The 25,020-nt window shown below is 69.8% G+C and carries 24 protein-coding genes; 12 read left to right on the forward strand and 12 right to left on the reverse strand.

Annotated features, from left to right (window positions below; translation table 11 throughout):
* Positions 1–54 precede the first annotated feature (54 nt).
* From OG306_RS16790 to OG306_RS16815, 6 genes are all read left to right on the forward strand, one after another.
* Entirely contained in the window at positions 55–1,896 is a 1,842-nt protein-coding gene (locus OG306_RS16790) for a phosphatidylglycerol lysyltransferase domain-containing protein (RefSeq protein ID WP_266746974.1), read from the forward strand.
* A gap of 93 nt (positions 1,897–1,989) precedes the next feature.
* Positions 1,990–2,787, forward strand: a complete 798-nt coding sequence (gene folP, locus OG306_RS16795; RefSeq protein ID WP_266752241.1) for a dihydropteroate synthase — start codon at positions 1,990–1,992, stop codon at positions 2,785–2,787.
* Complete coding sequence (locus OG306_RS16800; protein WP_266746975.1) at positions 2,784–3,263, forward strand: nuclear transport factor 2 family protein; 480 nt, start codon at positions 2,784–2,786, stop codon at positions 3,261–3,263. Before folP ends, OG306_RS16800 begins: the two co-directional genes overlap by 4 nt.
* 192 nt (positions 3,264–3,455) lie before the next feature.
* Positions 3,456–3,815, forward strand: coding sequence for a dihydroneopterin aldolase (gene folB / locus OG306_RS16805; protein ID WP_266746976.1), 360 nt, complete (start codon positions 3,456–3,458; stop codon positions 3,813–3,815).
* Positions 3,812–4,423, forward strand: coding sequence for a 2-amino-4-hydroxy-6-hydroxymethyldihydropteridine diphosphokinase (gene folK / locus OG306_RS16810; RefSeq protein ID WP_266746977.1), 612 nt, complete (start codon positions 3,812–3,814; stop codon positions 4,421–4,423). The genes folB and folK overlap by 4 nt, the downstream gene beginning before the upstream one ends.
* 144 nt (positions 4,424–4,567) lie before the next feature.
* Entirely contained in the window at positions 4,568–5,050 is a 483-nt protein-coding gene (locus OG306_RS16815; RefSeq protein ID WP_266746978.1) for a DUF3180 domain-containing protein, read from the forward strand.
* 38 nt (positions 5,051–5,088) lie between these two features.
* Here OG306_RS16815 and folE read toward each other — a convergent pair whose 3' ends face one another.
* From folE to dacB, 6 genes are all read right to left on the reverse strand, one after another.
* On the reverse strand, positions 5,089–5,694 hold the full coding sequence (gene folE / locus OG306_RS16820) for a GTP cyclohydrolase I FolE (RefSeq protein ID WP_266746979.1): 606 nt from the start codon (positions 5,692–5,694) through the stop codon (positions 5,089–5,091).
* A gap of 147 nt (positions 5,695–5,841) precedes the next feature.
* The gene (gene ftsH / locus OG306_RS16825; RefSeq protein WP_266746980.1) at positions 5,842–7,872 is read right to left on the reverse strand and encodes an ATP-dependent zinc metalloprotease FtsH; all 2,031 of its coding nucleotides are present in this window, start codon (positions 7,870–7,872) and stop codon (positions 5,842–5,844) included.
* Positions 7,873–8,084: 212 nt separating this feature from the next.
* Positions 8,085–8,624, reverse strand: a complete 540-nt coding sequence (gene hpt, locus OG306_RS16830; RefSeq protein WP_266752243.1) for a hypoxanthine phosphoribosyltransferase — start codon at positions 8,622–8,624, stop codon at positions 8,085–8,087.
* 100 nt (positions 8,625–8,724) lie between these two features.
* Positions 8,725–9,807, reverse strand: a complete 1,083-nt coding sequence (gene tilS, locus OG306_RS16835) for a tRNA lysidine(34) synthetase TilS (RefSeq protein WP_266746981.1) — start codon at positions 9,805–9,807, stop codon at positions 8,725–8,727.
* Between the two features lie 199 nt (positions 9,808–10,006).
* The gene (locus OG306_RS16840; protein WP_266746982.1) at positions 10,007–11,140 is read right to left on the reverse strand and encodes a zinc-dependent metalloprotease; all 1,134 of its coding nucleotides are present in this window, start codon (positions 11,138–11,140) and stop codon (positions 10,007–10,009) included.
* A gap of 49 nt (positions 11,141–11,189) precedes the next feature.
* Positions 11,190–12,695 (reverse strand): D-alanyl-D-alanine carboxypeptidase/D-alanyl-D-alanine endopeptidase, encoded by a 1,506-nt coding sequence (gene dacB / locus OG306_RS16845; RefSeq protein WP_371665424.1) that lies wholly within the window; start codon positions 12,693–12,695, stop codon positions 11,190–11,192.
* An 86-nt stretch (positions 12,696–12,781) separates the two neighbouring features.
* Between dacB and OG306_RS16850 the strand changes: the two genes are divergently transcribed.
* Positions 12,782–13,276, forward strand: a complete 495-nt coding sequence (locus OG306_RS16850; RefSeq protein WP_003968257.1) for an inorganic diphosphatase — start codon at positions 12,782–12,784, stop codon at positions 13,274–13,276.
* A gap of 189 nt (positions 13,277–13,465) precedes the next feature.
* Positions 13,466–15,178, forward strand: coding sequence for a threonine/serine ThrE exporter family protein (locus OG306_RS16855; protein WP_266906250.1), 1,713 nt, complete (start codon positions 13,466–13,468; stop codon positions 15,176–15,178).
* 23 nt (positions 15,179–15,201) lie between these two features.
* Here OG306_RS16855 and OG306_RS16860 read toward each other — a convergent pair whose 3' ends face one another.
* Positions 15,202–15,897 (reverse strand): DedA family protein, encoded by a 696-nt coding sequence (locus OG306_RS16860; protein WP_266746984.1) that lies wholly within the window; start codon positions 15,895–15,897, stop codon positions 15,202–15,204.
* A gap of 146 nt (positions 15,898–16,043) precedes the next feature.
* On the opposite strand from OG306_RS16860, the gene OG306_RS16865 reads away from it, so the two are divergent.
* Positions 16,044–16,409: a YbjQ family protein gene (locus OG306_RS16865; RefSeq protein ID WP_266746985.1), complete on the forward strand. Its 366-nt coding sequence runs from the start codon at positions 16,044–16,046 to the stop codon at positions 16,407–16,409.
* A 56-nt stretch (positions 16,410–16,465) separates the two neighbouring features.
* Here the strand turns inward: OG306_RS16865 and OG306_RS16870 are convergent, their stop codons facing one another.
* Positions 16,466–17,224 carry a MerR family transcriptional regulator gene (locus OG306_RS16870; RefSeq protein ID WP_266746986.1) on the reverse strand — a complete coding sequence of 253 codons (759 nt, stop codon included), beginning with the start codon at positions 17,222–17,224 and terminating at the stop codon, positions 16,466–16,468.
* 137 nt (positions 17,225–17,361) lie between these two features.
* On the opposite strand from OG306_RS16870, the gene OG306_RS16875 reads away from it, so the two are divergent.
* The 3 genes from OG306_RS16875 (at position 17,362) to OG306_RS16885 (ending at position 20,998) form a co-directional block, all read left to right on the forward strand.
* Positions 17,362–18,648 (forward strand): ion channel protein, encoded by a 1,287-nt coding sequence (locus OG306_RS16875; RefSeq protein ID WP_266906248.1) that lies wholly within the window; start codon positions 17,362–17,364, stop codon positions 18,646–18,648.
* Positions 18,649–18,824: 176 nt separating this feature from the next.
* A complete protein-coding gene (gene wrbA, locus OG306_RS16880) occupies positions 18,825–19,484 on the forward strand; it encodes an NAD(P)H:quinone oxidoreductase (protein WP_266746988.1) in 660 nt (219 codons plus the stop codon).
* Positions 19,485–19,573: 89 nt separating this feature from the next.
* On the forward strand, positions 19,574–20,998 hold the full coding sequence (locus OG306_RS16885) for a glutamate decarboxylase (RefSeq protein ID WP_266906246.1): 1,425 nt from the start codon (positions 19,574–19,576) through the stop codon (positions 20,996–20,998).
* A gap of 114 nt (positions 20,999–21,112) precedes the next feature.
* On the opposite strand, the gene OG306_RS16890 is transcribed toward OG306_RS16885, so the two are convergent.
* From OG306_RS16890 to OG306_RS16905, 4 genes are all read right to left on the reverse strand, one after another.
* Entirely contained in the window at positions 21,113–21,754 is a 642-nt protein-coding gene (locus OG306_RS16890) for a PadR family transcriptional regulator (protein WP_266746990.1), read from the reverse strand.
* A gap of 18 nt (positions 21,755–21,772) precedes the next feature.
* Positions 21,773–22,324, reverse strand: a complete 552-nt coding sequence (locus OG306_RS16895) for a DinB family protein (RefSeq protein ID WP_266906244.1) — start codon at positions 22,322–22,324, stop codon at positions 21,773–21,775.
* A 108-nt stretch (positions 22,325–22,432) separates the two neighbouring features.
* The gene (locus tag OG306_RS16900) at positions 22,433–23,890 is read right to left on the reverse strand and encodes an aldehyde dehydrogenase family protein (RefSeq protein WP_266746992.1); all 1,458 of its coding nucleotides are present in this window, start codon (positions 23,888–23,890) and stop codon (positions 22,433–22,435) included.
* Between the two features lie 54 nt (positions 23,891–23,944).
* Entirely contained in the window at positions 23,945–24,826 is an 882-nt protein-coding gene (locus OG306_RS16905; protein ID WP_266906242.1) for a helix-turn-helix domain-containing protein, read from the reverse strand.
* Positions 24,827–25,020: the final 194 nt, after the last annotated feature.

Consider the following 25,020-nt stretch of genomic DNA (forward strand, 5'->3'; position numbering starts at 1 on the left):
CGGAAGGCCCTCGGCCGAAGGACTCAAGAATCTCTCGCGGAACCACGGGAAGCGATGTCTGTCACGCTAGATGGGGATAAATCAGGATCGGTTCCGAGTCCTGTACGTAAGTTCGTACGGGGCCCGCGACCCGGTTCAGTACCGGCACTGGTCGGTACCGCCTGCACCGTCGTCGGCCTGGTCGATGTCGCCGCGGGTGTCTTCCCACGCTTCCGGAACAGCCGGATGCATACCCTCGCCGAGGTGCTCCCAGGCGCCCTCGGACCGTTCGCCGCCGCTCTCTCCCTGAGCGCGGGCGTCCTGCTGCTGCTCCTCGCGCACGGCCTGAAGCGGCACAAGCGGCGGGCCTGGCGGGCGGCCGTCGTACTGCTGCCGGCCGGCGCGCTGGCGCAGTTCGTCTACCGGCACTCGGTGATCGGCACGCTCGTCTCGCTCGCGCTCTGCCTGCTGCTGGTCCGCCATCGCGGTGAATTCGCCGCGCTCCCCGATCCCAGGAGCCGCTGGCGGGCCCTGGCAAACTTCGTGCTCCTCGGCGCGGGTTCGCTCGGACTGGGCCTGATCGTCGTCAGCGTCCACCCCGGCCGCGTCGTGGGGAGCCCCAGCGTCGCCGACCGTCTCCAGCACGTGCTGTACGGGCTGTTCGGCTTCGAAGGCCCCGTCGAGTACGCCGGAGTCACCTCCTGGACCGTGGCGTACTCGCTCGGCGCCCTCGGTCTGCTGACCGCCGTCACCACCATCTACCTGGCCTTCCGCCCCGAGCACCCGGCCGCCCGCCTCACCGAGGACGACGAGGCCCGGCTGCGCGGCCTGCTGGAGAAGCACGGCGGCCGCGACTCGCTCGGCCACTTCGCGCTCCGCCGCGACAAGGCCGTCGTGTTCTCCCCCAGCGGCAAGGCCGCCGTCTGCTACCGCGTCGTGTCGGGGGTGATGCTGGCGAGCGGCGACCCGATCGGTGACGTGGAGGCCTGGCCCGGCGCCATCGAGCGCTTCATGGACGAGGCCAAGGCCCACTCCTGGACCCCTGCCGTGATGGGCTGCAGCGAGACCGGCGGCGAGGTCTGGACCCGCGAGACCGGACTCGACGCGCTGGAACTGGGCGACGAGGCGGTGGTGGATGTCGCGGATTTCTCGCTCGCCGGGCGCGCGATGCGCAACGTACGCCAGATGGTGAAGCGCATTGAACGTCTTGGCTACGAGACCCGGGTCCGGCGCGTCCGCGACATCGGCGAGGCCGAACTGGACCGCATCCGGCTGGCCGCCGCCGACTGGCGCGGCACGGACAACGAGCGCGGCTTCTCCATGGCGCTCGGCCGGATCGGCGACCCGGCCGACGGGGACTGCGTCATCGCCACCGCCCACAAGGCCGACGAACACACCGCCGACTCCCCGTACGGCGACCTGAAGGCCGTGCTCCACTTCGTCCCGTGGGGCGATGACGGCATGTCCCTCGATCTGATGCGCCGCGACCGCTCCGCCGACCCCGGCATGAACGAGCTGCTGATCGTCGCCGCCCTGCAGGAGTCCTCCCGGCTCGCCGTCGAACACGTATCGCTGAACTTCGCGATGTTCCGCTCGGCGCTCGCCCGCGGCGAGAAGCTGGGTGCGGGACCGGTGCTGCGGACCTGGCGGGGACTGCTGATCTTTCTGTCGCGCTGGTTCCAGATCGAGTCGCTGTACAAGTTCAACGCCAAGTTCCGGCCCCGCTGGGAGCCCCGTTTCGTGGTGTACCGCGCCGCCCGCGACCTGCCCCGCATCTCCCTCGCGGCCATGCAGGCGGAGGGCTTCGTGAACCTCGCGCTGCCCCGTCCCTTCGCCCGCCGGTTCCCGCGCCGCCGGCCCCGCCCCTGCGCCCACACCCCTGCGCCGGGCCAGGAGCACCACGCCCGCGCGGCGTAACAGCACGCCGTGCGGGCCTACGCTGGTCGCATGAGTACGTTGCGTGGACGAGGCACGGTCCGAGGCCTGCCGGAGTGGGACCGCTGCGCGGTCATGGGTGTCGTCAATGTGACCCCGGACTCCTTCTCCGACGGGGGCCGCTGGTTCGACACCACGGCCGCGATCAAACACGGCCTCGACCTGGTCGCCGAGGGCGCCGACCTGATCGACGTCGGCGGCGAGTCGACCCGCCCCGGCGCCAGCCGGGTGGACGCCTCGGAGGAGCTGCGGCGCGTGGTCCCGGTGGTCAGGGGCCTGGCGTCCGAAGGGGTCACGGTCTCCGTCGACACGATGCGGGCCCGGGTCGCCGAGGAGTCGGTCGCGGCCGGAGCCGCCCTGGTCAACGACGTGAGCGGCGGTCTCGCCGACCCGGACATGGTCGGTGTCGTCGCGGCAGCCGGCGCGCCGTTCGTCGTGATGCACTGGCGTGGCTTCAGCCAGTCCATGAACAGCCGCGCGGTGTACGAGGACGTCGTCGCCGAAGTCGTCACGGAGCTGCGGGAACGGATGGACGCCGTGATCGCGGGCGGTGTCGCCCCGGAACGGATCGTGATCGACCCCGGTCTCGGCTTCGCCAAGGACGCCGGCCACGACCTCGCCCTTGTCGCCCACCTGGACGAACTGCGCGACCTGGGCCGCCCGCTGCTGGTCGCCGCCTCCCGCAAGCGCTTCCTCGGCCACGTGCTGGCCGGCGAGGGCGCCGCCCCGCCACCCGCCCGCGAACGCGACGCCGCCACCGCGGCGATCTCCGCGCTCTCCGCCCACGCCGGCGCCTGGGCCGTCCGGGTCCACGAGGTCCGGGCCACGGCCGACGCCGTACGGGTCGCCCGCGCAGTCGAGGGAGCCGCGTGAGCGGGCGCGACGAGCACGCGGAGGCGGCCGCCGACATCGCGGCCGTCGAGCAGGCCAACACCGCCTTCTACGAGGCGATGGAACGCGGCGACTTCGAGGAACTCTCCGGGCTCTGGCTGCCCGGCGAGGACCTCACCGTCTCCTGCGTGCACCCCGGCTGGCCGGTGCTCACCGGGCGCGGCGAGGTACTGCGCAGTTACGCCCTGATCATGGCGAACACCGAGTACATCCAGTTCTTCCTGACCGATGTCGGGATCTCCATGACCGGCGACACGGCCCTGGTGACCTGCACCGAGAACATCCTCAGCGGCGGCCCCGCGGAGGACGGCAACGCGCTCGGACCGCTGGTCGGCCAACTCGTCGTGGCCACCAATGTGTTCCGGCGCACGCCGGACGGCTGGAAGCTCTGGTCCCACCACGGCTCGCCCGTACTCACCGAATCCGACGACGAGGACGAGGAAGAAAGCCCGTCCTGACGAGAACATCCGCGCGACGGGGGGTTGGAAGCGGGTGATGGGGGTAATAGCGGGTACCAGTCGCGCGGGGCCCTGTCCATAGCCCCCGCGGGCGGGCACTGTCGGTGCTCGCAGGTAGATTCGAGAGTGAGAACAAGGCCGTCCGCACGCGGCCGCGTGTCTCTACGCCCAACGACAGCAGGAGTGATTCGCGTGGATCGTGTCGCGCTGCGCGGCCTCAAGGCCCGTGGACACCATGGCGTCTTCCCCCGGGAACGGGAAGAGGGCCAGACGTTCATCGTGGACCTGATCCTAGGCCTCGACACCCGCCCCGCGGCAGCCGCCGACGACCTGACGAAGACCGTGCACTACGGCATCGTCGCCGAGGAAGTCGTCGACGTGGTGCAGGGGGAACCGGTCGACCTGATCGAAACGCTCGCGGAGCGCATCGCCCAGAGGTGCCTCAAGCACGAAGGAGTCGAGGAGGTGGAGGTCGTGGTGCACAAGCCGGACGCGCCGATCACCGTCCCCTTCGACGATGTGACCATCACCATCACCCGGAGCCGAGTATGAGTGCATTTTCCACCGAAGGGCAGAGCGACCCGACCGTACAGCCGGTGCCCGCCTCCGTGGTCGAGCAGGTGGACGCCGCGGACATCACCCTCTCCAACCCCAAACGCGCCGTGATCTCCCTGGGCGCCAATCTCGGCAACCGCCTGGAGACCCTCCAGGGCGCCATAGACGCCCTGGAAGACACCCCCGGCCTGCGGGTCAAAGCTGTCTCCCCGGTCTACGAGACCGAGCCCTGGGGCGTCGCTCCCGGCTCCCAGCCCTCGTACTTCAACGCGGTGATCGTGGTGAAGACGACACTCCCTCCGTCCTCGCTCCTGGAACGCGGCCAGGCCGTCGAAGAGGCTTTCGAACGGGTCCGCGAGGAGCGCTGGGGCCCGCGCACCATCGACGTCGACATCGTCGCGTACGCGGACGTCGTCTCCGACGACCCCTCGCTCACCCTCCCCCACCCCCGGGCCCATGAGCGGGCCTTCGTCCTCGCCCCGTGGCACGACGTCGACCCCGAGGCACAGCTGCCCGGCGCCGGCCCCGTCTCGGAGCTGCTGGCCGGTCTCGGCCGTGAGGGCGTACTGCCCCGGACCGATCTGGAACTCCGGCTGCCCGAGTAGTCGTTAGGCTCAACGGACACGGAACGGTGGCGGCACACACCACGGACGACCGACCGACCACTGACCACTGACCACTGACCACTGACCACTGACCACTGACCACTGACGGCACGGACGCACCGACGGCGAAGGGCGGATCACTCGGTGAAGCAACTACGGCTCGGGATACTGGCCGGCCTCTTCGTCGCGGCTGGGGTGCTCTCCTGGGGCGGCGCCCGCCTCTGGGACTCGCTGAGCAGCCTGCCGAGCGTTCCCCTCGCCGCGCCGATCGTGCTCGCCGTGATCGCCGCCATCCTGCTCGCGACGGCACTCTCCATCCGTTCCCGGCTGCGCGCCCAGCGCGAGCGCCGGCCGGGAGCCAAGGGCGTCGAGCCCCTGATGGCGGCCCGGGCAGTCGTCTTCGGCCAGGCCAGCGCCCTGGTCGTCTCCCTGGTCTCCGGCATGTACGGCGGCACGGGCGTCTACCTGCTCGGCTTCCTCGACATCCCGGCCCGCCGCGACCAGGCGATCTACGCGGGCCTCGCGGTCCTCGCCGGGATCGCGGTGGTGGCCGCGGCCCTCTGGCTCGAACGCATCTGCAAACTCCCGGAAGACGAGGACAAGGACAAGAGCTCGGCGGCCGCGTAGGAGCCACCGAGCTCTCCCCCCACAGGCCGCTGGGGAACTCAGCGCGCCATGATCAGGCTCATGGCCTCGGCGCGCGTCGCGGGGTCGCGGAGCTGTCCGCGGACCGCCGAGGTCAGCGTCTTGGCGCCGGGCTTGCGGATACCGCGCATCGACATGCACATGTGCTCGCACTCGATGACGACGATGACGCCGCGCGGCTCCAGGATCTCCATGAGCGAATCGGCGATCTGGGTGGTGAGCCGCTCCTGGACCTGCGGACGCCGGGCGAACACATCGACGAGACGGGCCAGCTTCGACAGACCGGTGATCTTGCCGCTGGTCGCCGGAATGTACCCGACGTGCGCGACGCCCCTGAACGGCACCAGGTGGTGTTCACAGGTACTGAAGACTTCGATGTCCTTGACCAGCACCATCTCGTCGTGGCCCAGGTCGAACGTGGTCGTCAGGACATCCTCGGGCTCCTGGTAGAGGCCCGCGAATATCTCCTTGTACGCCCTTGCCACCCGGCCCGGTGTCTCGCGCAGTCCCTCACGGTCCGGATCCTCGCCCACCGCGAGAAGAAGTTCACGTACGGCGGCCTCGGCCCGCTTCTCGTCGAACTCGCCGATCGGACCCTGGCCGTCCAACGTCACCGGGTCGGTCATCTGTGCCTCGTTCCTTTGAGCTGTCACCCGCACACGCATCCGCACGGGCGTACGAAAAAGCCGCGCCCCCACAGGCTAGAACCTGCGAGGGCGCGGCATCCATTCCGGACCCGGTACGACCCCGTGACAGGGGCCACACCAGGGCTTCTATGCCTCGGGCTGGTCCTCCGGGATCACCTCGGTGGCCGGGACGGTGTCCGTGGGGACGACCGAGCCGTTCGCCGCGGCGGCGCCGTTGGTGAGGGCGAGCTCCTTCGGCGAGAGCACCGGCGGCCGCGTCGACGGAGTGCGTCGGGCGGAGCCGGTCCATGCCGGACGGGACGGACGCTTCACGATCGGGGCGAAGATCTCGGCGATCTCCTCCTTGCCGAGCGTCTCCTTCTCCAGAAGCTGGAGAACGAGGGCGTCCAGCACGTCACGGTTCTCGACGAGAATCTCCCACGCGTCGTTGTGCGCGGTCTCGATGAGCTTCTTGACCTCTTCGTCGACGAGGGCCGCGACCTCTTCCGAGTAGTCGCGCTGGTGGCCCATCTCCCGGCCCACGAAGGGCTCGGTGTTGTCGCCGCCGAACTTGATCGCGCCGAGCCGCTCCGTCATGCCGTACTGCGTGACCATCGCGCGGGCCGTTGCGGTGGCCTTCTCGATGTCGTTCGCAGCGCCGGTGGTCGGGTCGTGGAAGACCAGCTCCTCGGCCGCGCGCCCGCCCAGCATGTACGCCAGCTGGTCGAGCATCTCGTTGCGCGTCGTGGAGTACTTGTCCTCCTCCGGGAGCACCATCGTGTAACCGAGGGCGCGGCCGCGGGAGAGGATCGTGATCTTGTGGACCGGGTCCGACTGGGGGGAAGCCGCCGCGACCAGGGCGTGTCCGCCCTCGTGGTACGCGGTGATCTTCTTCTCCTTCTCGGACATGATCCGGGTCCGCTTCTGCGGGCCCGCCACGACGCGGTCGATGGCCTCGTCGAGCATCTTGTTGTCGATCAGCTTCAGGTTGCTGCGCGCCGTGAGGAGCGCCGCTTCGTTCAGCACGTTCGACAGGTCGGCACCGGTGAAGCCCGGCGTACGACGGGCGACGGCGCCGAGGTCGACGTCCTTCGCTACCGGCTTGCCCTTCTGGTGCACCTTGAGAATTTCGAGACGGCCCTGCATGTCCGGCCGGTCGACCGCGATCTGCCGGTCGAAGCGGCCCGGGCGCAGCAGCGCCGGGTCGAGGATGTCCGGCCGGTTCGTGGCGGCGATCAGGATGACGCCGCCCTTCACGTCGAAGCCGTCCATCTCGACGAGCAGCTGGTTCAGCGTCTGCTCGCGCTCGTCGTGACCGCCGCCCATGCCGGCGCCGCGGTGGCGTCCCACGGCGTCGATCTCGTCGACGAAGACGATCGCCGGGGCGTTCGCCTTGGCCTGCTCGAAGAGGTCACGGACCCGGCTGGCACCAACACCGACGAACATCTCGACGAAGTCGGAACCGGAGATCGAGTAGAACGGGACGCCCGCCTCGCCCGCGACGGCGCGTGCGAGCAGCGTCTTGCCCGTACCAGGAGGCCCGTACAGCAGGACACCCTTGGGAATCTTGGCGCCGACGGCCTGGAACTTCGCCGGCTCCTCGAGGAACTCCTTGATCTCCTGGAGCTCCTCGACGGCCTCGTCCGACCCCGCCACGTCGGCGAACGTCGTCTTCGGCGTGTCCTTGGTGATCAGCTTGGCCTTGGACTTCCCGAACTGCATGACCCGGGAGCCGCCGCCCTGCATCTGGTTCATCAGGAACAGGAAGACGACCACGATCAGGACGAAGGGCAGCAGCGAGAGGAGGATCGAGATGAACGGGGACTGCTTCGACGGCGAGACGGTGTAGCCCTTGTCGATCTTGCCGCTCTCGAACTTCTGCTGCAGCGTGTCGGCCAGCTGGACACCCTGGTCGCCGATGTAGCTCGCCTGGAACTTGCTGCCGGACTCGCCCGAAAGCTTCTGGTCCTTCTTCAACTCGATCTTGATGATCTGTTCGTCACCGGTGGTCAGCTTGGCCTGCGCCACCTGGTCCTTGCTGATCGCCTGGATCACCTTGCCGGTGTCCACCGATTCGTAGCCGCCCTTTGAGCCGACGACCTGCATCAACACGACCACGGCGAGGACGGCCAGCACGATCCACATGACCGGCCCACGGAAGTATCGCTTCACGTCCATCCATACGGGGCGATAACGCCCCGTCCCTCCTGCCCGTAGGTAAATGCTGCTGTGAGAAAAGACTGTTCTTCGGACGGTACCCCAGCATTGTCACCCGAGACTGCCGGGGACGTCTGTCAAAATCTGCCTTCGAAGACTCAACGGCGGGAGTCCGGTGAAAGGTTCCCGGCGCCCCGGCCCGGTCGGGCCGGACCCTGAGGACGGGAAGGCGGTCAGCCGCCGTAGACGTGCGGGGCCAGCGTGCCGACGAAGGGGAGGTTGCGGTACTTCTCCGCGTAGTCCAGCCCGTATCCGACGACGAACTCGTTGGGGATGTCGAATCCGACCCACTTGCAGTCGAGCGCGACCTTGGCCGCGTCCGGCTTGCGCAGCAGGGTGCAGATCTCCAGGGACGCGGGCTCGCGCGAGCCCAGGTTCGACATCAGCCAGGACAGGGTCAGGCCCGAGTCGATGATGTCCTCGACGATCAGGACGTGCTTGCCCTTGATGTCGGTGTCCAGGTCCTTGAGGATCCGGACGACTCCGGAGGACTGGGTGCCCGCGCCGTACGACGAGACGGCCATCCAGTCCATCGTGACGGGGGTGGACAGCGCGCGCGCCAGGTCCGCCATCACCATCACCGCGCCCTTGAGGACGCCGACGATGAGCAGGTCCCTGCCCGCGTACTCCGCGTCGATCTTCGCGGCCAGCTCGACGAGCTTCGCGTCGATCTCTTCCTTGGTGAGGAGCACCGACTGAAGGTCGGTGCCCATGTCCTTCTCGTTCACCCGCGTCTCTTTCTCTGCCTGCCCGGTCCGGGGCGATGCCCGGTACCTGCGCGGCCGCTCGCCTGCATTGTCAGCCGCCCGTGCTTCAGCTCTGCCGAATCACCAGTCTGCCACCCTGCCGCCTGGCTTCCACCCGGCCGGGCAGGTTGATGGCCCGCTGGCCGCGCCAGCCGGTGATCAGACGGTCGACTTCCTCGATGTGCCGGGCGAAGAGGGAACCGGCCGGGGAACCCGCCTCCATGGCGGCCCGGCGCAGCACCCGGCGGCGTACGGCCGGCGGCAGCGCGTACAGCTTGGCGCACTCCAGCCGGCCCGCGTCGTCCCGAACGGCGCGGTCGGCCTCGGCGGCCCAGGTGTCCAGGGCGTCGGCGTCGTCGCGGGAGAGCTGCGCCGTACGGGCCAGGGCCTCGACGACGCCCTTGCCCAGCGCCTTCTCCAGGGCGGGCAGGCCCTCGTGGCGCAGTCGGGAGCGGGTGTAGGCGGGGTCGATGTTGTGCGGGTCGTCCCAGACGGGCAGCGACTGGACGAGGCAGGCCTTGCGGGCGGTCTGCCGGTCGAGCTGGAGGAAGGGGCGGCGGTAGCGGCCCGCCGGTCCCGACGCGGCAGCCATGCCGGAGAGCGAGCGGATGCCGGAGCCGCGAGCGAGGCCCAGCAGCACCGTCTCCGCCTGGTCGTCTCGGGTGTGGCCGAGCAGGACGGCGGCGGCGCCGTACCGCTCGGCGGCCGCGTCGAGGGCGGCGTAGCGGGCGTCGCGGGCCGCGGCCTCGGGTCCGCCCTCCTGGCCGACCTGCACGGCGACGGACTCGACCGGGTCGAGGTGCATGTCGGTGAGGCGGTCGACGACCTCGGCGGCCCGGGTGTCGGAGCCGTCCTGGAGGCCGTGGTCGACGGTGATGCCGCCGGCCCGGACGTCGAGTTTGCGGGCTTCGAAGGCGAGGGCGGAGGCGAGTGCCATGGAATCGGCGCCGCCGGAGCATGCCACCAGCACCAGGGGGGTATCGGGGCGTTCGGGGAGTGCGGCGCGCTGTCTGCCCGCGCCGGCTTCGGCAAGCTGGGGGTGCGGGGTGCGCCGGGTGTGTTCGGCGCACCGGGTGTGTTCGGTGAGTACGTCGTGGAGTACGCGGCGGACCGCCAGGCGTATCGCCGCGACCGCAGGATGGGGACCCATGTCCGGTGCCCTTCGTGAAGTTTGGGGAGGCGCCTCCGAGTGCCGGGACGGGAAGTCTGCCGTCACTCAGAGTGCGTCGATGGTGACAGAGGTAAGCCGTCCATCGAGCATTGCACGCCTTCCCATGCCCCTACGGTCCCTCGGATGGGTGATTACCGGCGCGTTCTTGTTCTGTCGTACGCCGTCCGGCCCGTCGTGATCAGGACTCTGCCTTACGGTGCACCCTCGCGATCCAGTCCGCCGGCTTCGCGATCTCCGCCTTGGTCGGAAGGGTGTTCGGCGAGGTCCAGACCCGGTTGAATCCGTCCATGCCGACCTCCTCGACCGCGGCGCGGACGAATCGTTCGCCGTCCCGGTACTGGCGCAGTTTGGCATCGAGACCGAGGAGCTTGCGCAGCGCCTGGTCGAGCCGGCTCGCGCCGCGCGCCCTGCGCTGCTGGAACTTCTCCCGGATCTCGCCGACGGAGGAGACGACCTCCGGGCCGACGCCGTCCATCACGTAGTCGGCGTGCCCTTCGAGCAGGGACATCACGGCCGTGAGCCGGCCGAGGATCTCGCGCTGGGCGGGTGTCTGGACGAGTTCGACGAGGCTGCGGCCGCCGTCCTCGCCCTCCTCGCCCTCGGGCCGGCCCCCGGCCAGGGACTGGGCCGCCTCGCGGAGCCGCTCCAGCACGGTCACCGGGTCGACGTCGGTCTCCTCCAGGAATGACTGGATCTCGCCCTGGAGGTGGTCCCGGAGCCAGGGCACCCCGGTGAACTGGGTGCGGTGGGTCTCCTCGTGGAGGGCGACCCAGAGCCGGAAGTCGTGCGGGTCGACGTCCAGTTCGCGCTCGACGTGCACGATGTTCGGGGCGACGAGCAGCAGCCTGCCGCCGCCGTCGGCCGAGGTCGGGAGTTCGCGGGTGACCGGGGCGAACGTCTCGTACTGGCCGAGGACCCGGGAGGCGAGGAACGACAGCAGCATCCCCACCTCGACGCCGGTCACCTTGCCGCCGACCGCGCCGAGCACGGCGCCACCGGGGCCGCCGGGGCGCCGCTCCTGCATCTTGCCCAGCAGGGGGCGGAGCAGTTCGCGGAAGCCCGCGACGTTGGCCTTGATCCAGCCGGCCCGGTCCACGATCAGGACCGGGGTGTCCTCCGGATCGGTCCCCTCGGGGATCATTCGGGTGAAGGAACGGACGTGCTCCTCCGAGGCCTTGGCATGCCGACGGAGCTCCGCGACGACTTCGCGGGCCTCCTCCCGGCTGATCTCGGGCCCCGGCCGCACGAGTCGGGTCGCGGTCGCCACCGCGAGATTCCAGTCGACCATCTCGGCACCACCGATGCTCGTCATGCGTCAACGGTACGTGCTCGGGTCCGTCCGCGGTGTGGTGTCGACCGGCTCACCCGGCTCGGGTGGCAAGGCTGGTGGCGAGGGCGTCGAGGGAGGACTGCGCCTCGGAGGGGGATGTCGTACCGGAGGCCAGGAAGGCGAAGGCGAGCAGCCGGCCCTGCCGGTCGACGACCGTCCCGGCGAGGGAATTCACTCCGGTGAGGGTGCCGGTCTTGGCGCGGATCAAGCCGGTGCCCGCGGACTTCTCGGTGTAACGGCCGCTGAGGGTGCCGCTGAACCCGGCCACGGGAAGGCCGGTGAGGACGGGGCGCAGTTCCGGGTAGTGCGGGTCGGCGGCGCGGGCGAGGAGGCCGGCCAGCAGTCCGGCGGTGACCTTGTCCTTGCGGTTGAGCCCGCTGCCGTCGGCGAAGTTCGCGCCGGTCAGCGGCAGGTGGAGCTTCTTGAGCTGTGCGGTGACGGCCCGTCGGCCGCCCGCGAAGTCGGCCGGTTCGCCCGTGGCCAGGGCGGTCTGCCGGGCGAGTGCCTCGGCGATGTCGTTGTCGCTGTTGGTCAGGGCCCGTTCGACCAGGGCGGAGAGCGGGACGGAGAGGTGTTCGGCGACCGGCCGGGACCCGCCGGCCGGGCGGCCGGGCGCCGGGCCGGACCCGGTGGCGATCCCGGCGTCGTGGAGCAGCTTGCCGAAGGTCCGGGCAGTGTCACCGGCCGGGTCCTCGCTGCGCGGGGCGGGTCCGCTGTCGGTGCTGTCGAGCCTGCCCTCGCGGGTCATCAGGGCGGTGACGGGCGCGATGTTCTCGTTGGGGCCGATCGGGTGCCGCGCGGGACCGGAGTAGCGGGAGGTGTCGTACGTGAGGCGGACCGACTTCACGCCCCGGTCCTTCAGGGCGCGGGCGGTGTCGGCGGCCAGCTTGCGCAGGGCGGCCTTGTCGAGGGTGGGATCGCCGCCGCCGACCAGGGTGAGGCCGCGGGAGTCCGGGGACGCCCGGACCGTCGTGGCGATGCGGTGGCCGGGGCCGAGCGCGCTCAGCGCGGCGACCGAGGTGGCGATCTTGACGGTGGAGGCGGGCGTCATGGGCGTGTCGGCGCCCTGGCCGTACAGCCGCTCGCCGGTGGCGGTGTCGATGACGACGGCGGTACGCACGGCGCCCAGGGCGGGGGCCTTCAGCAGGGGGCCGAGGGTGGCGCGGAGGGCGGCCGCCGCGCCGTCCGGGTTGCCGCGGGCGTCCGGAGCGGCGTTGTCGACCGCGGCGGAGAGCGGGGCAAGGACGGCCGGGGCGCTGGGTGCGGGTTCCGGTCCGGACGGGGTGACGGGTTCGTGATCTGCGCCACCTGTACGGTTGCGGGCGGCCGCCCAGTCCTGCTCGGCCTTACGCTGACCCGAGTCCCAGGGGCCGGCGGCAAGGACGACGCCGGCCGCGAGCATCAGGCCCAGGCCGGCGGAGACAGCCGCGAACTGCCGATCGCTCAACCCACGCAATCTGATCACGCCGCCCGACCGGGCGAGCCTGCTCAGCTTGTCCAGCGGGTTGACCGATGGTCCTTTCACCGGCTCGTCCACCGTTGACCAGCCCCTTTCGCGAGCACACATCTGCGTGGGGGACACTTAATCACCAGTCGTATGTGTTGATCATGGAGGAGCCACCCGTGGAGTTCGACGTCACCATCGAGATCCCGAAGGGTTCGCGGAACAAGTACGAGGTGGACCACGAGACCGGTCGGATCCGCCTGGACCGTCGACTCTTCACCTCGACCAGCTACCCGGCGGACTACGGTTTCGTCGAGAACACCCTCGGCGAGGACGGCGACCCGCTGGACGCGCTGGTCATCCTGGACGAGCCGACCTTCCCCGGCTGCCTCATCAAGTGCCGTGCCATCGGCATGTTCCGGATGACGGACGAGGCCGGCGGCGACGACAAGCTGCTGTGCGTGCCGGCCTCCGACCCCCGGGTGGAGCACCTGCGCGACATCCACCACGTGTCGGAGTTCGACCGCCTGGAGATCCAGCACTTCTTCGAGGTCTACAAGGACCTGGAGCCCGGCAAGTCCGTCGAGGGCGCCGACTGGGTGGGCCGCGCCGAGGCCGAGGCCGAGATCGAAGCCTCCTACAAGCGCCTTGAGGCGCAGGGCGGCGCGCACTGACGACCTGCGGGTCGCGGCCGGCCTCCGGCCGAGGTACGTCGCACGGTTCCGTTTACGGTTCCGTGCCGGAAGCGGGCGGTACTCCCTCCGAGGGGGTGCCGCCCACTTCGCGTTTGCACCCTTGTCCGTGGCCATACTGGGCAGCAGCGCGACCGAGGACGCGCAGCCGATGAGGAGCGAGGTCGAGTCGTGGCGGAACCGGGCGGTCCGGAGGACCAGAAGCCCCAGTCCGACGAGGCGCGCAGCGCCTTCGTCCCGCCGGCCGGGGTGGGGCGACGGACGTCTGCGTCCGAGGACGACCAGCCGACCTCGGAATTCGCCATTCCGACCGGTCTGGCGGCCGAGCCCCAAGGACCGGGCCCGGCTTCCGCTTCGGGCTCCGGTTCCGGTACCGGTACCGCCTCCGGCTCGGACACGATCGGCTCCGCCTTCGCCCCGCCGAGCACGTACAGCGCCCAGCACGCGCCGCCCGCCTTCACCCCGGCGCACGGCAGCCCGATGATCCGGCTGACCAAGGAGGCTCCTTGGCAGGACCGGATGCGCACGATGCTGCGGATGCCGGTCGCCGAGCGGCCCGCACCCGAGCCGGTGCAGAAGCACGACGAGGCGGGGCCCGCGGTGCCGCGTGTGCTCGACCTCACGCTGCGTATCGGGGAGCTGCTGCTCGCGGGAGGTGAGGGCGCCGAGGACGTCGAGGCGGCGATGTTCGCGGTGACCCGCAGCTACGGCCTTGACCGCTGCGAGCCCACCGTCACCTTCACCCTGCTGTCGATCTCGCACCAGCCGTCGCTGGTCGACGACCCGGTGACGGCGAGCCGCACCGTACGCCGTCGTGGCACCGACTACACCCGGCTGGCCGCCGTCTTCCGGCTCATCGACGACATCACCACCGAGGATGTCGACGTCTCGCTGGAGGAGGCCTACCGGCGGCTGGCGGAGATCCGGCGCAACCGGCACCCGTATTCCGGCTGGGTGCTGACGCTGGCCGGCGGCGGTCTCGCGGGGGCCGCGTCGGTGCTGGTCGGCGGTGGCACGCTGGTCTTCATGGTGGCCGCGATCGGCGCGATGCTCGGCGACCGGCTCGCCTGGCTCTGCGCCGGGCGGGGGCTGCCGGAGTTCTACCAGTTCGTGGTGGCGGCCATGCCGCCCGCCGCGATGGGTGTGGCGCTGACCCTCACCCACTGGTCGGACGTACGGCCGTCCGCGGTGATCACCGGTGGGCTGTTCGCGCTGCTGCCGGGACGGGCCCTGGTCGCGGGCGTGCAGGACGGGCTGACCGGCTACTACATCACGGCCGCCGCGCGCCTGCTCGAAGTCATGTACCTCTTCATCGGCATCGTCGTCGGCGTGCTGCTCGTGCTGTACATGGGGCTTCAGCTGGGCGCCCAGCTGAACCCCGAGACCCGGTTCGTCGCCCATGACCGGCCGGTGGTGCAGATCCTGGCTTCGATGGCGCTCTGTCTCGCCTTCGCGATCCTGCTCCAGCAGGACCGGTCCACGGTGCTCGCGGTGACCCTCAACGGCGGTGTGGCCTGGGTGATCTACGGGGCGATGGCCAGGACCGGCAACATCTCACCGGTGCTGGCGACAGCGACGGCGGCCGGCCTGGTGGGCCTGTTCGGGCAACTGCTCTCGCGCTACCGGTACACCTCGTCGCTGCCGTTCATCACGGCGGCGATCGGTCCGCTGCTGCCCGGTTCCGCCACGTACTTCGGTCTGCTGGGCGTGGCCCAGGGCAATGTGAACGCCGGACTCGCCTCGTTGTCGACCGCGGTGGCGACGGCGCTGGCGATCGCGATCGGAGTGAACCTGGGAAGTGAGATCTCCCGGCTGTTCATGCGGGTGCCGGGAGCTGTCGGCGGGGCAAACCGCCGCGCGGCCAAGCGGACGCGCGGCTTCTGAACCGCCGACGCTGCGGCTCGTGGTCAGCGCTTGGCGTGGCGGCCGCGCTGCACCGCGGACGAGCCGGGGCCCTCCACGCCACCGGCCGCCGCCTCCTTCTTCGACCTGGAGCGGGCCCGCAGGAACTCGATCGCGATCGGCACCACCGAGATGAGCACGATCAGGATGAGCATCGCCTCGATGTTCTGGTGCACGAACTCGATCTTGCCGAGCGCGGCCCCGAGCAGCGTGACGCCGACGCCCCAGAGCACGCCGCCGATGATGTTGAACGTGATGAACGAGCGGTAGTTCATCCGGCTCACACCGGCGATGATCGGCGTGAACGTACGCACGATGGGCACGAAGCGGGCCAGGATCAGCGACTTCGGCCCGTACTTCTCGAAGAACTCATGGGCCTTCTCGACGTTCTCCTGCTTGAAGAGGCGGGAGTCCGGGCGCTTGAAGAGCGAGGGGCCGACCTTGCGGCCGAAGAGATACCCGACCTGGTCGCCGATGATCGCCGCGAGAGCGACCAGGAGGCAGACCAGCCACAACGGGGTCTTCAACTGGCCCGTGGTCACCAGCAGGCCCGTGGTGAACAGCAACGAGTCACCGGGCAGGAAGAAGCCGATCAGCAGTCCGGACTCGGCGAAGACGATGAGGAGGACGCCGGGGAGTCCGAACGTGTTGATCAGATAGTCCGGGTCCAGCCAGCTCGGTCCGAGCGCAAGCGTATTCAAGGGTCCGGGCTCCTGGATCGTTCGATGGCGGCTGCGTGGCCGCCCAAAGCTATCAACGCAAAATGACGGCCCGGGGTTCCAGTGGACCGCGCGATCACGCGAACCGTGCCAACCGGGACAAAGCTCTCTCCAGGAGGTATCACGCGATGAATATCGAGGATTTCGGCGGCGGGCAGACGGACCACTCGGATGTCCTGGTCGTCACCACGAACGACGTACCGGGCTACCAGGTGACCCGGGTGATCGGTGAGGTGTTCGGCCTGACCGTACGCTCCCGCCACCTCGGCAGCCAGATCGGCGCCGGACTGAAGTCCATGATCGGCGGCGAGCTGAAGGGGCTGACCAAGACGCTCGTCCAGACCCGGAACCAGGCGATGGAGCGGCTGGTCGAACAGGCCAGGGCGCGGGGCGCCAACGCGGTGCTGATGATGCGCTTCGACGTGACCGAGGCGGCCGACGTGGGCACCGAGGTCTGCGCGTACGGTACGGCGGCCGTGATCAGCAAGATCTGAGCGACGGCCGGTACGGGGCAAGGACACCCGCTCCCGTACCGGCCGTGCGGCACGCGTTACGAGAGGCGCTCCGCGTTGGCGTCGATCGCTGCCCTCAGATGGTCGGCCAGGCCCGGCCGCATCGACTCGTAGTACGCGCGAAACCGCGGGTCGGACACGTACATCTCGCCGAGCCCCCGGTGGATCTCGGGGGTGCACTCGTAGAACCACCCGGTGATGTGGAGCCGGTGCGCCTCGGCCAGGTCCATCGCCCGCTCGCCGGTGGCGGGTTCGCCGTCCTCCATCAGATCGACGTAGGCGGCGCTCCAGTCGGCGACCTCCGCCTGCATCCGCTTCCAGTCCTCCTTGGTGTAGCGGGCGGCCCGGCGCTGCGACTCGGCGTAGGCAGCGGTGCCGCCCCAGCGGCGTTCGGCCTCCTCGGCATGCTCCTCCGGGTCCTTGCCCCCGAACACCTCGAACTTCTCCTCGGGCGTGAGGTTGATGCCCATCTTCCGTGCCTCCATGGCTGTCTCGACGGCGGCTGCCATCTTCCGGAGCTCGCCGATCCGGCCGGTCAGCAGCCGGTACTGGCGGCGCAGGTGCTCCTGCGGGTCCGCGGCCGGGTTGTCGAGCAGTACCGCGATCTCGTCGAGCGGGAAGCCGAGCTCCCGGTAGAACAGGATCTGCTGCAGCCGGTCGAGGTCGGCGTCGTCGTAGCGGCGGTGGCCCGCGTGGCTGCGCCCGCCGGGCGACAGCAGCCCGATGCCGTCGTAGTGATGCAGGGTGCGCACCGTGACCCCGGCGAATCCGGCGACCTGTCCCACGGAGTAGTCCACGACTCCCCGCTCCCTTCTCCGTTCTCGGTACATACCGAGCCTGAGTCCTGACGCGACGTGAGGTGCAAGCCCGAGACGCCACTCGCCCCGGCGCCATTCGAGGCGTTATGCGGCTTTTGCGTCTATAGGGTGAGCCGATGGCCACAGATTCTCCGGCCCCGACCGGAACCGCTCCCGAGCCCACCCCCGCGCAACGGCTGCTGCCCGTCATCGTGCCCGCCCTGGCCGTCGGGGTCGCCTCGGCGCTCATCCTGCTCGGCGTCAGCCTGCTCGCGGAGAAGCTGCAGGACGTCCTCTGGGGAACGCTCCCCGACGCCCTCTCCATCGGCCGCTACTCCAGCCTCTGGATGATCGTGACGCTCACCGCGAGCGGGCTAATGATCGGGGTGCTCATCCGGGTGGTGCCGGGCCATGCCGGTCCCGATCCGGCGACCACCGGGCTGGTCGACCCGCCGCTCGCGCCGGGCGTGGTTCCCGGGCTGCTGCTCGTCACCGCCCTCACCCTGGCGAGCGGGGTCAGTCTCGGTCCGGAGAATCCGATCACGGCCGCCAACATCGCGCTGGCGTACTGGCTCGGCCGCCGGTTCGCGCCGGGCACGACGGCGGAACTGTGGATCTCCCTGGCTGCGGCCGGCACCATCGGCGCGCTGTTCGGCACCCCGGTCGCCGCCGCGCTGATCCTCTCCGAGACCCTCGCCTCCCGCGCCGGACCGGGTGCGCTCTGGGACCGGCTGTTCGGCCCGCTCGCGGCGGGCACCGCCGGTGCGCTCACCATGACGCTGCTGGCCCATCCCAGCTTCGACCTGTCGCTGCCCGCCTATACCCGCCCGCACTGGGGCGACCTGCTCTCCTCGGTCGTCATCGCCCTGGCGGGTGCGGTGCTGGGCCTGCTGGCGGTGTACGCCTTCCCGTACGCGCACCGGTTCTTCCAGGCCCTGGGACACCCGGTCCTGGCACTGACCCTCGGCGGGCTGATGCTGGGGCTGCTGGGCGCACTGGGCGGTCACCTCACCCTGTTCAAGGGGCTCGACGAGGTGAAGGAGCTCGCCGTCGATCCGAGCGGTTGGTCGGCCGGGCAGTTCGCGGTCATGGCCGTGGTGAAGACGGCCGCGCTGCTGGTCGCGGCGGTCTGCGGCTTCCGGGGCGGCCGGATCTTCCCCGCCGTCTTCGTGGGGGTCGCACTGGGGCTCTGTGCCCATGCCCTGGTCCCGTCGGTGCCGGTGGCGCTCGCGGTGACCTGTGCGGTGCTGGGAATTCTGCTGGCCATCACCCGGCAGGGCTGGCTGAGCCTGTTCACCGCGGCGGTGCTGGTCGGCGACGCGGCCATGCTCCCGATCCTGTGCGTCGCCTCGCTGCCGGCCTGGCTGCTCGTGACCGGGCGGCCCCAGATGCAACTGCACGAGGACGGCACGCCGCTGAGGTGAGCCCGCCCCGGAGCCATGCCCCGGAGTCGTAGCCGGGAGCCGTGGCCCGGAACAGCGTCCCGAGCCGTCATCCCGCGCCGCCGCTCGACGCGCCGGGCGCCCCCTTCTTCCGTATCGTCAGATCCGTATGGATACACATGGATACATCCCGTAAGGCGCCGCCGGAGGTTTCCGCCATGCCCACGCCCGTCAACGTAGCCGTCATCTACTACTCGTCGACCGGCACCGTCGCCGCGATGGCCAGGGCCATCGCGCAGGATTCCGAGAAGGCCGGTGCGGAGGTACGGCTGCGCAAGGCGCGCGAGCTCGCCCCGCAGGCGGCCATCGACTCCAACCCGGCCTGGGCCGCCAACGCGAAGGCGACCGCGGACATCGCCGAGGCCTCGCCCGACGACATGATCTGGGCGGACGCCGTGATCTTCGGTACGCCGACCCGGTTCGGCAATGTCACCTCCCAGCTCAAGCAGTTCATCGACACCCTCGGCGGCCTCTGGCAGGCGGGCCGCCTGGCGGACAAGGTCTACAGCGGCTTCACCTCCACCAGCACCACGCACGGCGGCCAGGAGTCCACGCTGCTCGCGCTCTACCACACGGTCCACCACTTCGGCGGCATCCTGGTCGCCCCCGGTTACACGGATCCGTCGAAGTTCGTCGACGGCAATCCGTACGGCACCTCGCACGTGGCGGGCCAGGGCGACATCCCGGTCGGTGTGCAGACCCTGACCGCCGCCCGGGTCCAGGCCGAACGCGTCGTCAGGTTCGCCCGGGCCATCAAGGACGGCCTCGCCGCCGAGAGCCCCTCCGCCGGTCCCGGGCCGGACCGGCCAGGAAGCTGACCGCGGCACCCCGCGCCAGCAGCACCGCACACCCACAGGACCGTCGCGGGTCACGAGGCCCGCCGAGAGCCGGGAAGGGCTGTCCGCCGATGCCTCTGCACAAGGGTTCGCCGCACGGTACGGAACCGTCCGCGAAACGCCGAAGGCTCGCCCTCAACCCGTTCTTCGGGGAGGCCGACCCGATCGCCGGCATGGAGTTTGCGCCGCCCCGGCACCGGCTGCCCGACGGGCCGATGCCGCCCTCGACCGCGTACGGCCTCGTCCATGACGAGCTGATGCTCGACGGCAACGCGCGGCTCAACCTCGCCACCTTCGTCACCACCTGGATGGAGCCCCAGGCCGGGGCGCTGATGGGCGAGTGCCGCGACAAGAACATGATCGACAAGGACGAGTACCCGCGCACCGCCGAGCTCGAACGGCGCTGTGTGGCGATGCTCGCCGATCTCTGGAACGCCCCCGATCCCGCGACCGTCGTGGGCTGTTCGACGACCGGCTCCAGCGAGGCCTGCATGCTCGCCGGACTGGCACTGAAACGCCGTTGGGCGGCCAGGAACGCCGATCGCTACCCGGCGAGCGCCCGGCCGAATCTGGTCATGGGCATCAATGTGCAGGTCTGCTGGGACAAGTTCTGCAACTTCTGGGAGGTCGAGCCCCGGCTGGTCCCGATGGAGGGCGACCGCTTCCATCTCGACCCGCAGGCCGCGGCCGATCTCTGCGACGACAACACCATCGGCGTGGTCGGCATTCTCGGCTCCACCTTCGACGGTTCGTACGAGCCGATCGCGGAGCTCTGCGCGGCCCTGGACGCTCTCCAGGGGCGCACCGGCCTCGACGTCCCCGTCCATGTGGACGGGGCGTCCGGCGCGATGGTGGCGCCGTTCCTGGACGAGGACCTGGTGTGGGACTTCCGGCTGCCCCGGGTCTCCTCCATCAACACGTCCGGGCACAAGTACGGCCTGGTCTACCCGGGCGTCGGCTGGGCGCTGTGGCGCTCGCCCGCAGAACTGCCCGAGGAGCTGGTCTTCCGGGTCAACTACCTGGGCGGCGACATGCCGACCTTCGCGCTGAACTTCTCCCGGCCCGGAGCGCAGGTGGTGGCGCAGTACTACACCTTCCTGCGACTGGGCCGGGACGGCTACCGGGCCGTCCAGCAGACGTCCCGGGACGTGGCCCGCGGGCTGGCCGAGCGGATCGAGGCGCTCGGGGACTTCCAGCTCCTCACCCGGGGCGACCAACTGCCCGTCTTCGCGCTGACGACCACGCCGGACGTACGGGCGTACGACGTCTTCGACGTGTCGAGGCGGCTGCGCGAACAGGGCTGGCGGGTGCCCGCGTACACCTTCCCCGCCAACCGTCAGGACCTGTCGGTGCTGCGCGTGGTCTGCCGCAACGGCTTCTCGTCGGACCTCGCCGATCTGCTGCTGGAGGACCTGCGCCTGCTGCTGCCCGGGCTGCGCAGCCAGTCGCACCCGTTGAGCCGCGACAAGCAGGCGGCGACGTCCTTCCACCACTGAGGGCCGGGTAGGACCTCAGTGGTGGATATCGGCAAAAACCCCCACACCTCCCGTAGTCAAACTTGACCAGCAGATTCGAAGGTGAACCCCGCCACCTTCATTCCTCACACTGGATTACTCGTCGTCGCCGGGATCCGGGACACCCGTCGCGTACGGGTTCTCCTGCCCCTCGGCGAGCACGCCGACGAAGGGTTCGCCCTCCCCCGCGAAGGTGTACGCCCCGCCCTCGATACGGGCGATCAGCCCGCGCGTCCACTGCGCCCCGGCGTCCGCCGTGTGGACCCACATGTTCATGATCTCGCCGATGTGGCCGAGCGATTCGGGCCCGGCCTCCGGCGTGTAGTAGTCGGTGACCGAGGCCCGCCAGACCGCCAGACCGGCCACCCGCTTCTTCAGCAGCTCGATCACCTCGGCCCGCTCCAGATCGACGATGCCGCCGAGGCCCGCGGAGAGCACGTCCAGCTTCTGGTCGTACGAGGTCAGCGCCGCGCGCAGCAGCGCGAGGTACTCCTCGTTGCCGCGCGCGGTGATCTCGTACTCGGTACGGGGCGGGCCGCCCGCCGCGCTCGGGGCGGTCTCGTGGGGGACCAGCAGCCCCTGCTTCGCCATCTGTTTCAGCGCGTGGTAGATCGACCCGGGTTTGGCGTTGGACCACTCGTGGGCGCCCCAGTACTCCAGGTCGTTGCGGACCTGATAGCCGTGCGCCCGGCCGTGCTGACGCACGGCGCAGAGGACCAGCAGCCGGATCGCGGACATGTCACGCACCCCTTCTATTCAACTTTGATCAGCGTAGCGGGCCGCCTCGGCGACCAGCTCGAACGCGGTGCGGCCGTCCAGGGACTCGCGGATGATGTCGGCGTGCCCGGCGTGCCGGGCGTGCTCCTCGACGAGATGGAGCAGCAGCCAACGCATCGACACCCGCCCCTCCTTCGGGAACCAGGGTGCTTCGGGCAGCGGGAAGGTGTCGTCCAGGCCGGGCACCGAGCGGATGAACTTCTCGACCTCGGCCGCGACGCCGTCCCAGAACTCCAGCATCTGCCCCACGGTCTCGTCGCCGACGAGACGGAAGCTGTCCGCCCAGGTCTCCTCGGTGCGGGCGGCCCCGTTCGGCTGCTGCTGGGCCATCCGCAGCCAGTTCAGCTCGGTCTCGGCGACATGCTTGAGCAGTCCGGAGAGCGAGAGCTCGCTGGCGCTGGGCCGGCTCGCCGCCTGTTCCTCGGTCAGACCGATGAGCGAGCGCCGGATTGCGCCGCGCTGCGCCTCGACGAAGGAGAGGAGCGCGCCGCGCTCGTCGCCGGTGGCTTCCGCGGGAACGTGAGTGACCATGGTGTCCGCCCTGTGTCCGTGCCGATTTCTCCTGACACCGACCAAGTTACGGACCCTTGCGGTCAGCTTCCGTTCGACTCCGGCAGACCCGGCAGCGGAGGCGTCAGGTCAGAAAGGGAACGCGCTCCGGCCGTGCTGGATGGAGATCCACTTCTGGGTGGTGAAGGCGCCCACGGTCGCCTCGCCGTTCAGCCGGCCGATCCCGGAGGACTTCTCGCCGCCGAAGGCCACCAGCGGATCGTCCTGGACGGTGGAGTCGTTGACGTGGAACATCCCGCTGACGACGCGCCGCGCGAACCGCACTCCGCGTTCGACGCCTCGGGTGTGCACGGCGCCGCTCAGCCCGTACGGGGTGGCGTTGGCGATCCGTACGGCTTCGTCCTCGCCGTCGAACGGCACCAGCAGCGCCACCGGGCCGAATATCTCCTGGGACAGCAACGGGGAGCCCTCGGGGAGCCCGGTGAGCACGGTCGGCTCCACGAGGTTGCCGCGGGTCCGGCCCCGTACGAGCGCGGTGGCCCCCTCGGCGAGCGCCTGGTCGACCAGGGCGGTCAGGGCGTCGGCCTGGAAGGTGTTGATGACCGGGCCGATCTGGGTCCCCGGGTCGCGCGGGTCGCCGGTCCTCAGCGCGGCCACCCTGGCGGTGAACTTCTCAGTGAACTCCCGTTCCACACGGCGGTCCACCAGGATGCGGTTGGCGGCCATGCAGACCTGCCCCTGGTACACAAAGCGGCTGAAGACGGCCGCGTCGACCGCGTAGTCGATGTCCGCGTCCTCCAGCACCACCAGGGCGCTGTTGCCGCTGAGTTCGAGGACCGTCCGCTTGAATTGCCCGGCCGCCGTCGCGCCGACGTGACGGCCCACCCGGTCCGTGCCCGCGAAGGAGATCACCTTGGGTACGGGATGCTCGATGAACGCGTCCCCTATTTCCGCGACATCGGTGATCACGATGTTGAGCAGTCCGGCGGGCAGCCCGGCGTCCTCGAAGATCTTGGCGATCAGTCCGCCGCCGACGACCGGGGCGTTCTGGTTGGGCTTGACGACGACCGCGTTGCCGAGCGCGAGGGCCGGTGCGACCGACTTCATCGTCACCAGGAAGGGGAAGTTGAAGGGGCTTATCACCCCTATGACGCCGACGGGCTGCCGTTGGACACGGTTCTCCTTGCCGTCCACCGCGGAGGGCAGGACGCGGCCCACGGGAAGCAGCGCCCGCTGGATCGCGTCGCGCAGGAATTCCTTGGCGACCCGGACCTCGTACTCCGCCTTGAGGCGGGTGCCGCCCAGTTCATCGACGATCGCCTCGACGATGCCGTCGTGCAGTTCCTCGGTGATGCGCAGGGCCCGTTCCAGAACACCACGGCGTTGGTACGGGCCGGTGGTGGCCCAGGACCGCTGGGCGCGTTCGGCAGCGCGGTAGGCCAGATCGACCTCCTGCTCGGTCGCGATGGTGATCGCGGCGAGTTTCTCCCCGTTGTAGGGATTGAAATCGATGATGTCCCACGAGCCGGTTCCGGTCCGCCACTCACCGTCGATGTACTGGTCGGCCAGCTCGCAGAAGAAGGACATGCGATCCCTTAACTCAGGTGCAGACTTCCGTCGATCCGTCATCGTACTGATGAATCACGTCAGTTGGAGCAGACCACGGAGCAGATCGCGGCTCTCCTCCGGACCAGGGCTGTCCTGGTGAAGTCGCTTCATGGCCTTTTCGTACTGAGCGACTTCTTCGGCCTTGTCCAGATAGAGCGCACTTGTCAGCTGCTCCAAGTAGACAATGTCCGACAGATCGGATTCCGGGAATCGGAGCATCGTAAAAGAACCGCTCTCGCCGGCATGCCCGCCGAAACTGAAGGGCATCACTTGAAGAGTGATGTTGGGCTGCTCGGACATCTCGATCAGATGCCGCAGTTGCCCACGCATGACGTCGCGGTCGCCGTACGGCCGGCGCAGCGCCGCCTCGTCCAGCACGGCGTGGAATTGGGGTGCGCGTTCGGAGACGAGAGCCTTCTGCCGCTCCAGCCGCAGCGCCACACGGCGGTCGATCTCGGCGGCGGGTGCGTCACCCATGCCCCGGGTGACGACCGCGTGCGCGTAGGACTCGGTCTGCAACAGACCGTGTACGAACTGGACTTCGTACACCCGGATGAGCGATGCCGCGCCCTCCAGACCGATGTACGTCTGGAACCATCCGGGCAGTACGTCTCCGTAACTGTGCCACCAGCCCGCCACATTGGCCTCGCGGGCGAGGCCGAGCAGGGCGTCGCGCTCCGCATCGTCCGTGACACCGTAGAGCGTGAGCAGGTCCTCGACGTCCCTGGCCTTGAAGCTCACCCGTCCCAACTCCATGCGGCTGATCTTCGATTCGGAAGCCCGGATGGAGTAGCCGGCCGCCTCACGGGTGATACCGCGTGAGTCGCGCAGCCGCCTGAGCTGCGAGCCCAGCAGGATGCGCCGCACCACAGATCCACTCGACTCGCCTGCCGCCACTGGTCCGGTCCTCCCCATCGCTTCCTGGACACCGGGGCTCCCCCTGAACCCCAAGTGCCGGATTCTGCCATCAAAACGCTTCAGCCCGTACTCGTTCGATTACGGAAATGAGAAGACTCCCGCAAAGCTACGAAAACACCCGCCGGAAGAAATGACCAAGAACCGGCACGGGTTCGGACAGGTCCGGCGCGTGCACGTGCATCTGCCCTTGC

The organism is Streptomyces sp. NBC_01241 (genome assembly GCF_041435435.1).
Taxonomy (GTDB): Bacteria; Actinomycetota; Actinomycetes; order Streptomycetales; family Streptomycetaceae; genus Streptomyces.

Coding starts and splice junctions, on each gene's coding strand:
- OG306_RS16790 (WP_266746974.1), top strand. CDS start 55: ATGTCTGTCACGCTAGATGGGGATAAATCAGGATCGGTTCCGAGTCCT.
- folP (WP_266752241.1), top strand. CDS start 1,990: ATGGGTGTCGTCAATGTGACCCCGGACTCCTTCTCCGACGGGGGCCGC.
- folK (WP_266746977.1), top strand. CDS start 3,812: ATGAGTGCATTTTCCACCGAAGGGCAGAGCGACCCGACCGTACAGCCG.
- folE (WP_266746979.1), bottom strand. CDS start 5,694: ATGACCGACCCGGTGACGTTGGACGGCCAGGGTCCGATCGGCGAGTTC.
- ftsH (WP_266746980.1), bottom strand. CDS start 7,872: ATGGACGTGAAGCGATACTTCCGTGGGCCGGTCATGTGGATCGTGCTG.
- hpt (WP_266752243.1), bottom strand. CDS start 8,624: ATGGGCACCGACCTTCAGTCGGTGCTCCTCACCAAGGAAGAGATCGAC.
- tilS (WP_266746981.1), bottom strand. CDS start 9,807: ATGGGTCCCCATCCTGCGGTCGCGGCGATACGCCTGGCGGTCCGCCGC.
- OG306_RS16840 (WP_266746982.1), bottom strand. CDS start 11,140: ATGACGAGCATCGGTGGTGCCGAGATGGTCGACTGGAATCTCGCGGTG.
- OG306_RS16865 (WP_266746985.1), top strand. CDS start 16,044: ATGAATATCGAGGATTTCGGCGGCGGGCAGACGGACCACTCGGATGTC.
- OG306_RS16875 (WP_266906248.1), top strand. CDS start 17,362: ATGGCCACAGATTCTCCGGCCCCGACCGGAACCGCTCCCGAGCCCACC.
- wrbA (WP_266746988.1), top strand. CDS start 18,825: ATGCCCACGCCCGTCAACGTAGCCGTCATCTACTACTCGTCGACCGGC.
- OG306_RS16885 (WP_266906246.1), top strand. CDS start 19,574: ATGCCTCTGCACAAGGGTTCGCCGCACGGTACGGAACCGTCCGCGAAA.
- OG306_RS16890 (WP_266746990.1), bottom strand. CDS start 21,754: ATGTCCGCGATCCGGCTGCTGGTCCTCTGCGCCGTGCGTCAGCACGGC.
- OG306_RS16895 (WP_266906244.1), bottom strand. CDS start 22,324: ATGGTCACTCACGTTCCCGCGGAAGCCACCGGCGACGAGCGCGGCGCG.
- OG306_RS16900 (WP_266746992.1), bottom strand. CDS start 23,890: ATGTCCTTCTTCTGCGAGCTGGCCGACCAGTACATCGACGGTGAGTGG.
- OG306_RS16905 (WP_266906242.1), bottom strand. CDS start 24,826: ATGGGGAGGACCGGACCAGTGGCGGCAGGCGAGTCGAGTGGATCTGTG.